The following is a 7,153-nucleotide window of genomic DNA, read 5'->3' as shown; positions in this document are numbered from 1 at the left end:
ATTTGAGAACGATTACATTTTCGTGATGGGTGACAATAGAAATAATAGTTTAGATAGTAGATACTGGGGATTTGTGCCGGTGGATAATATAATCGGTAGAGCGATTCTTATTTATTGGTCGTGGAATTCAAACATTCCGACTTCGAATCTTCCGGAGAAAATAAAATCAATTAGATGGGAAAGGATAGGCAAAAGGATAAGATGAGCGGGATTTATATTCACATACCGTTTTGTGAGAGAAAATGTATTTACTGCGATTTTTATTCCATTGAAAAACTGAGTTGGATTGATTCTTTTGTTGATTCGGTTTTGCGTGAAATTGAGATTTTCAAAAAAGAATCTGACTTTACAGAAACAAGTTGTTTTGATACTATCTATTTCGGCGGTGGAACACCATCGCTTCTTAAGATTTCGCAGGCTGAAAAAAATTTTGAATTCGCTGTACAAAAATTTCCAAATTTCTCCAAATGCTGAAGTAACAATTGAGGCGAATCCAGGGACCGTTGATAAAGAAAAACTTTTTTCATTTAAAGAAGTTGGGGTTAATCGCTTAAGCTTTGGGGTTCAATCGTTTTTTGATGAGGATTTGAAATTCCTTGGGCGAATTCATACAAGCCAGGATGCTATTGAATGTGTAAAGTTTGCTTTTGAATCTGGGTTTGAAAATATCAACATTGATTTAATTTTTGGATTGCCAGGACAAAGCGTAAAAGACTGGGTGAAAAATTTGCATAAGGCGATAGAGCTTGGTGTTCCACATATATCAGCATATAATTTGATCGTTGAAAAAGGGACTCCACTTTATGAACTTGTTAGAAATGGCAAAGTTAAACTACCTGATGAGAACGAGCAGGCGGAGATGTATGAGATGACGATGGAAACCCTTGAAAGCGCTGGTTATATTCATTACGAAGTTTCAAATTATGCGCATGAGGGATTTGAATGTAGGCATAACTTGAAATATTGGGAGTACGAAAATTACATCGGCTTCGGTCCTTCAGCTCATTCTTTCTGGGCGAATAAGAGGTGGTGGAATGTAGCTAATTTGGATAAGTATCTGAGAGCGATTGGTTTAGATAAATTGCCAATTGCAAATTTTGAAATTTTGGATTCAGAGAAAATGATTGAGGAGTTTATCTATCTTGGTTTGAGGAGCACTGGAATTGATTTGAATAAATTTAGGGGAAAATTTGGTTTTGATTTCCTTGATGCTGAAATTAGGGAAGAGCTGAACGAACTTGAAAAACTTGGCTTCGTTGAGGTAGATAATTTTAAGGTTAAATTGACCCGCAAGGGTTTTTCAGTTTGTGATGAGATCAGTGTTAATTTAATTTCAAAAATAAAATATGTTTCAAGATGAGCAAGTATAAAATCAATTATATCATTGCTTTTGTTTTGTTTTTGGTTTCATTCGTTGTATATGCTTTAACGGTTCAACCGAGCGTTCCTTTTTGGGATTGTGGCGAATTTATAGCTGTGTCGTACTCCCTTGGCGTACCTCATCCTCCAGGTGCCCCATTCTTTATAATTCTTGGAAGGATAGCCACACTTTTACCTATAGCTGAAAATATTGCAAAAAGGGTTAATCTTATAAGCGCATTTGTTAGTGCTTTAACGGTAATGTTTTTATATCTAATAACAGTTAGGCTAATTTTGAGATGGAAACCAGAACCACGAACACTTGTTGATAAGCTTGCCGTTTACGGAGCTCCAATCGTTGGGGCTTTGACCCTTGCTTTTAGCGATACATTTTGGTTTAATGCTGTGGAAGCTGAAGTTTATGCAACGAGTTTGTTTTTGATGAGTTTTGCGATATGGCTTGGGATGGTATGGTTTGAAAAGGCAGATAAAATTGAAAGCGATAGATTGATACTTTTGATCGCGTATGTGATTGGTTTATCAATCGGAGTTCATTTGTTAAGTATATTGACGATCTTTACACTTGCTTTGATAGTTTATTTTAGATTTAGGGAGAGAATTGATCTAAAAAGTTTCACGATAATGGGTGTGATAGCTGTTGGCATATTTTTCTTAATTTACAAAGTTATAATTTTCTGGATACCATCGATGCTTGATGATATGCCTGCTGTTCCGTTAATTATTGCAATCGCTGTCTCATATGGAATTTATTACGCTTATCAGCACAGAAAGAGAATTTTATTTACATTTTTGATGGGTGTTTTCCTTGTTTTTCTTGGTTATACAACTTATGCTTTGATTATAATAAGAGCAATCCCAGGGATCATAACTTCAGGTTCGAGTTTTGTAAAATCGCTTGATAAAATTTTCTTATCAAGATTTGCATATAAAGAACATGCTCCATTCGTATCAACAATAAGCCCTGACACTTTGCCATCATATTCCCCAATAAAAGTGACCTCACCGAGAAGATCGCTTACGATATAACCAGTGCAAAAATGAAGTTGAAGGTGAGAATACGGGGTAAACACTGAGACAAGAGTCCCAAATTTTCCACCAAGTTTTATTTTAGGGTGAACTTCAAGGATCGTTTTTCGAATCTTAAAGCGATAAAGACCTTTAATTTTTTGCGGTTTGGCTTTTAAAATTTTTCCAATCTTTTTGGCATCTTCTTTTGCAAATTTCATAATGGATTCACTCCTTTAGGGTTTAAACTAAAAAACCCCAATTGCTTGTTCAATCCGAACAAAACAATTGGGGTTCTAAGATTATGCTCACCTCATCCAGTTATGCCCCGTCTCATACGACAACGACATTAACTGCCTTCGGTCCTTTGGGTCCATCAACAATCTCAAATTCAACAGTTGTTCCCTCTTCAAGGGTTTTAAAGCGCCTATCGGATTTAATTTCAGAGTAATGGACGAAAACCTCACGCCCATCCTCTGTCTCGATAAATCCGTAGCCCTTCTTGTTGTTGAACCACTTAACTTTACCGCGTGACATCTTACTACTACCTCCTAATAAATTTGACTGCTCAAGCAACCACCATTTACGCACCCAGGAACTAATTTAACCTCGGTGATTGCTCTCGCTATTTAACTGTTCCTGAGCGCAAAAAGTTAATCACAATATAATAAATTCATTTATCAATGTCAAAATTAAAAACTAGTGTTAGGTAAACTTTTTACCTCTTATTTTCATTTATCTTCGCTTGTAATCTTGCGATTCTATCTTTAATCAAGTGTTGGTATTGTTGTGGATAGTAAACAAGAACTCTATTCAAAATATCTATCGCTTTTTGATATTCTCCCATCATCTCATACAAATTAACAAGTATCACATACGGGTTATATTCGCCATAGATATTCATGGGATCGCGGTTTATTTGTTCAAGTGCTATCGGTTCAATTTCTTTTGCGATCTTCATAAATTTATCCCTTGCACCCACAATTTCATATAATCTAGCAACATCATAGCGTAACCTATAATCCATCGGTAGAACATCATTCGGAATTTTGCTCTCCATACGATCAAGAACTTCAACAACCTTCGAAGTATCCCTGTTATTTTCATAGTAATAAATCGCAAGCTTTAAAAATGCATTTCTATAATTTTGCATTAGATTTCTATCCGTCTCAAAGAAGTGAACATTTGGATTATCAAGATTTCTAAACTTAAATCCATACCTCGGCTCACGATAAAATCCTTCAGGTTCATTAAATAAACACTGTCTCATTATGTCTTCGTGAATAAATGTTGGAGAGCCCTTCGGATTTTTAAACGGGACCACCCTATATGCAAGACCCTCCATCCTCAAATATTCATCAAGACCAATAAAATTATCGGGCGAAACAGTAACAGCAAAATAAATTGGCCTTTCCCATTTATTCGTCTCAATGATATCACGAACCATGATATCTTGGACCCTTATAGCCTTGATCTCACCGAATTGAATAGTGTTCGGCATTCTAAATGTTATCTTACCCTGATTTATAATCGATGTATCTTTAATTCCGAATTTTTCATAAACCTCCCTTGAAACAGGTATACTTACATCCCTCGGCTCCCACTGCACAAGTCCAAGTCGTCTTATTATGTTATCGCTCAAACTTATCGGAACTTTTTTCGCTCCGTACGGCTCTTCATGCTTTAACTGTAAAATATACCAATCAGTATTAAGCAAGCTTAGATTGACAACCCTTACATCTCTTCTCACACCTTCAACAACCTGAAGATACCACAAGGGGAAGGTATCGTTATCACCATTTGTAAATAAAATAGCATCCTTCTCACAGCTTTGTAACAAATTATATGAATAATCCCACGGAACATAATTCCCACTTCTGTCGTGATCATCCCAATTTTGAACAAGCATATTGAAAGGTACAACGAAAATTGAAACACCTAAGACTGCGATAGCATAGACCTTTCTAATTTCCGTTTTTATCGCCTCAGCTACCAGCTCGATTAACCCCGAAACTCCAATTCCAACCCAAATTGCAAATGCAAAGAATGAACCTACAAATACATAATCCCTTTCTCTTGGTTGTGGTTCTGGCATGTTAAGATAAACCGCAAGTCCAAGCCCTGTAACTATGAACAAAGCAAGATAAGATAAAAACATTTTCCAATCTTTTCGATAATGATAATACAAACCAAAAAGCCCTACTAGCAAAGGAAGAGCAAAATATTTATTTGGGAATTCACTTGCTTTTCCCCAACCACTTTCAGCTTTTATAAACGCAACTGGTGCATCTTGAATATCCCCAGCCCGCCCGACAAAGTTCCACAGAAAATATCTCAAATACATATGGTTCAACTGATACCTTATAAAGAAATCCCAATCACTGCTGTACTTTTGATAGTTTTCCTGATGCGTTGGCTCTTGGCTCCATCTTCTCTTAAACGGGGACGGTTGTTCACCGTATTGCTCTCGTTCAAGATACTTAACAAAAGCGACAAGATTATCTGGGGCATTTTCATTTATCGCTGGTCTATCATTTGCCCTTATTATAATCAAAGCATAAGTTGTATAACCAAGAAAAACAAGGAAAACACCCATCAAAAATGTAAATAAAATTCTCTTTCTGTGCTGATAAGCGTAATAAATTCCATATGAGACAGCGATTGCAATAATTAACGGAACAGCAGGCATATCATCAAGCATCGATGGTATCCAGAAAATTATAACTTTGTAAATTAAGAAAAATATGCCAACAGCTATCACACCCATTATCGTGAAACTTTTTAGATCAATTCTCTCCCTAAATCTAAAATAAACTATCAAAGCAAGTGTAAAGATCGTCAATATACTTAACAAATGAACTCCGATTGATAAACCAATCACATACGCGATCAAAAGTATCAATCTATCGCTTTCAATTTTATCTGCCTTTTCAAACCATACCATCCCAAGCCATATCGCAAAACTCATCAAAAACAAACTCGTTGCATAAACTTCAGCTTCCACAGCATTAAACCAAAATGTATCGCTAAAAGCAAGGGTCAAAGCCCCAACGATTGGAGCTCCGTAAACGGCAAGCTTATCAACAAGTGTTCGTGGTTCTGGTTTCCATCTCAAAATTAGCCTAACTGTTATTAGATATAAAAACATTACCGTTAAAGCACTAACAAATGCGCTTATAAGATTAACCCTTTTTGCAATATTTTCAGCTATAGGTAAAAGTGTGGCTATCCTTCCAAGAATTATAAAGAATGGGGCACCTGGAGGATGAGGTACGCCAAGGGAGTACGACACAGCTATAAATTCGCCACAATCCCAAAAAGGAACGCTCGGTTGAACCGTTAAAGCATATACAACGAATGAAACCAAAAACAAAACAAAAGCAATGATATAATTGATTTTATACTTGCTCATCTTGAAACATATTTTATTTTTGAAATTAAATTAACACTGATCTCATCACAAACTGAAAAACCCTTGCGGGTCAATTTAACCTTAAAATTATCTACCTCAACGAAGCCAAGTTTTTCAAGTTCGTTCAGCTCTTCCCTAATTTCAGCATCAAGGAAATCAAAACCAAATTTTCCCCTAAATTTATTCAAATCAATTCCAGTGCTCCTCAAACCAAGATAGATAAACTCCTCAATCATTTTCTCTGAATCCAAAATTTCAAAATTTGCAATTGGCAATTTATCTAAACCAATCGCTCTCAGATACTTATCCAAATTAGCTACATTCCACCACCTCTTATTCGCCCAGAAAGAATGAGCTGAAGGACCGAAGCCGATGTAATTTTCGTACTCCCAATATTTCAAGTTATGCCTACATTCAAATCCCTCATGCGCATAATTTGAAACTTCGTAATGAATATAACCAGCGCTTTCAAGGGTTTCCATCGTCATCTCATACATCTCCGCCTGCTCGTTCTCATCAGGTAGTTTAACTTTGCCATTTCTAACAAGTTCATAAAGTGGAGTCCCTTTTTCAACGATCAAATTATATGCTGATATATGTGGAACACCAAGCTCTATCGCCTTATGCAAATTTTTCACCCAGTCTTTTACGCTTTGTCCTGGCAATCCAAAAATTAAATCAATGTTGATATTTTCAAACCCAGATTCAAAAGCAAACTTTACACATTCAATAGCATCCTGGCTTGTATGAATTCGCCCAAGGAATTTCAAATCCTCATCAAAAAACGATTGAACCCCAAAGCTTAAGCGATTAACCCCAACTTCTTTAAATGAAAAAAGTTTTTCTTTATCAACGGTCCCTGGATTCGCCTCAATTGTTACTTCAGCATTTGGAGAAATTTGGAAATTTTTGTACAGCGAATTCAAAATTTTTTTCAGCCTGCGAAATCTTAAGAAGCGATGGTGTTCCACCGCCGAAATAGATAGTATCAAAACAACTTGTTTCTGTAAAGTCAGATTCTTTTTTGAAAATCTCAATTTCACGCAAAACCGAATCAACAAAAGAATCAATCCAACTCAGTTTTTCAATGGAATAAAAATCGCAGTAAATACATTTTCTCTCACAAAACGGTATGTGAATATAAATCCCGCTCATCTTATCCTTTTGCCTATCCTTTCCCATCTAATTGATTTTATTTTCTCCGGAAGATTCGAAGTCGGAATGTTTGAATTCCACGACCAATAAATAAGAATCGCTCTACCGATTATATTATCCACCGGCACAAATCCCCAGTATCTACTATCTAAACTATTATTTCTATTGTCACCCATCACGAAAATGTAATCGTTCTCAAAT

General features: G+C 36.1%; 9 protein-coding genes. 4 read left to right on the top strand and 5 right to left on the bottom strand.

Translation table 11 applies throughout. The annotated features are described in order from the left end of the window. From lepB (AWW78_RS09580) to AWW78_RS09570, 4 genes are all read left to right on the top strand, one after another. Window positions 1-205 (top strand): signal peptidase I (gene lepB / locus AWW78_RS09580; protein WP_047134998.1); only part of this gene is annotated, 205 nt, incomplete at its 5' end. After that, entirely contained in the window at window positions 202-474 is a 273-nt protein-coding gene (locus AWW78_RS10625; protein ID WP_176696249.1) for a radical SAM protein, read from the top strand. The genes lepB (AWW78_RS09580) and AWW78_RS10625, both read left to right, overlap by 4 nt. After that, window positions 431-1,360 (top strand): radical SAM family heme chaperone HemW, encoded by a 930-nt coding sequence (gene hemW / locus AWW78_RS09575; RefSeq protein WP_176696250.1) that lies wholly within the window; start codon window positions 431-433, stop codon window positions 1,358-1,360. Before AWW78_RS10625 ends, hemW (AWW78_RS09575) begins: the two co-directional genes overlap by 44 nt. Further along, entirely contained in the window at window positions 1,357-2,406 is a 1,050-nt protein-coding gene (locus AWW78_RS09570) for a glycosyltransferase family 117 protein (RefSeq protein ID WP_075426258.1), read from the top strand. The genes hemW (AWW78_RS09575) and AWW78_RS09570 overlap by 4 nt, the downstream gene beginning before the upstream one ends. Window positions 2,407-2,718: 312 nt before the next feature. On the opposite strand, the gene AWW78_RS09560 is transcribed toward AWW78_RS09570, so the two are convergent. The 5 genes from AWW78_RS09560 to lepB (AWW78_RS09545) form a co-directional block, all read right to left on the bottom strand. Further along, the gene (locus AWW78_RS09560) at window positions 2,719-2,922 is read right to left on the bottom strand and encodes a cold-shock protein (protein WP_047135000.1); all 204 of its coding nucleotides are present in this window, start codon (window positions 2,920-2,922) and stop codon (window positions 2,719-2,721) included. A 181-nt stretch (window positions 2,923-3,103) separates the two neighbouring features. Next, entirely contained in the window at window positions 3,104-5,797 is a 2,694-nt protein-coding gene (locus AWW78_RS09555) for a glycosyltransferase family 117 protein (RefSeq protein ID WP_047134999.1), read from the bottom strand. Continuing rightward, window positions 5,794-6,723, bottom strand: coding sequence for a radical SAM family heme chaperone HemW (hemW, locus tag AWW78_RS09550; protein WP_176696250.1), 930 nt, complete (start codon window positions 6,721-6,723; stop codon window positions 5,794-5,796). Before hemW (AWW78_RS09550) ends, AWW78_RS09555 begins: the two co-directional genes overlap by 4 nt. Next, on the bottom strand, window positions 6,680-6,952 hold the full coding sequence (locus AWW78_RS10620; RefSeq protein WP_176696249.1) for a radical SAM protein: 273 nt from the start codon (window positions 6,950-6,952) through the stop codon (window positions 6,680-6,682). Before AWW78_RS10620 ends, hemW (AWW78_RS09550) begins: the two co-directional genes overlap by 44 nt. Then, window positions 6,949-7,153: signal peptidase I (lepB, locus tag AWW78_RS09545; RefSeq protein WP_047134998.1), on the bottom strand; the 205-nt coding region annotated here is incomplete at its 5' end. The genes AWW78_RS10620 and lepB (AWW78_RS09545), both read right to left, overlap by 4 nt.

The sequence above is a fragment of the Candidatus Kryptonium thompsonii genome, assembly GCF_001535985.1.
GTDB classification, from domain to species: domain Bacteria; phylum Bacteroidota; class Ignavibacteria; order Kryptoniales; family Kryptoniaceae; genus Kryptonium; species Kryptonium thompsonii.
The sequence above is the reverse complement of the archived record's forward strand: the minus strand, read 5'-3'. Positions and strand labels throughout refer to the sequence as shown.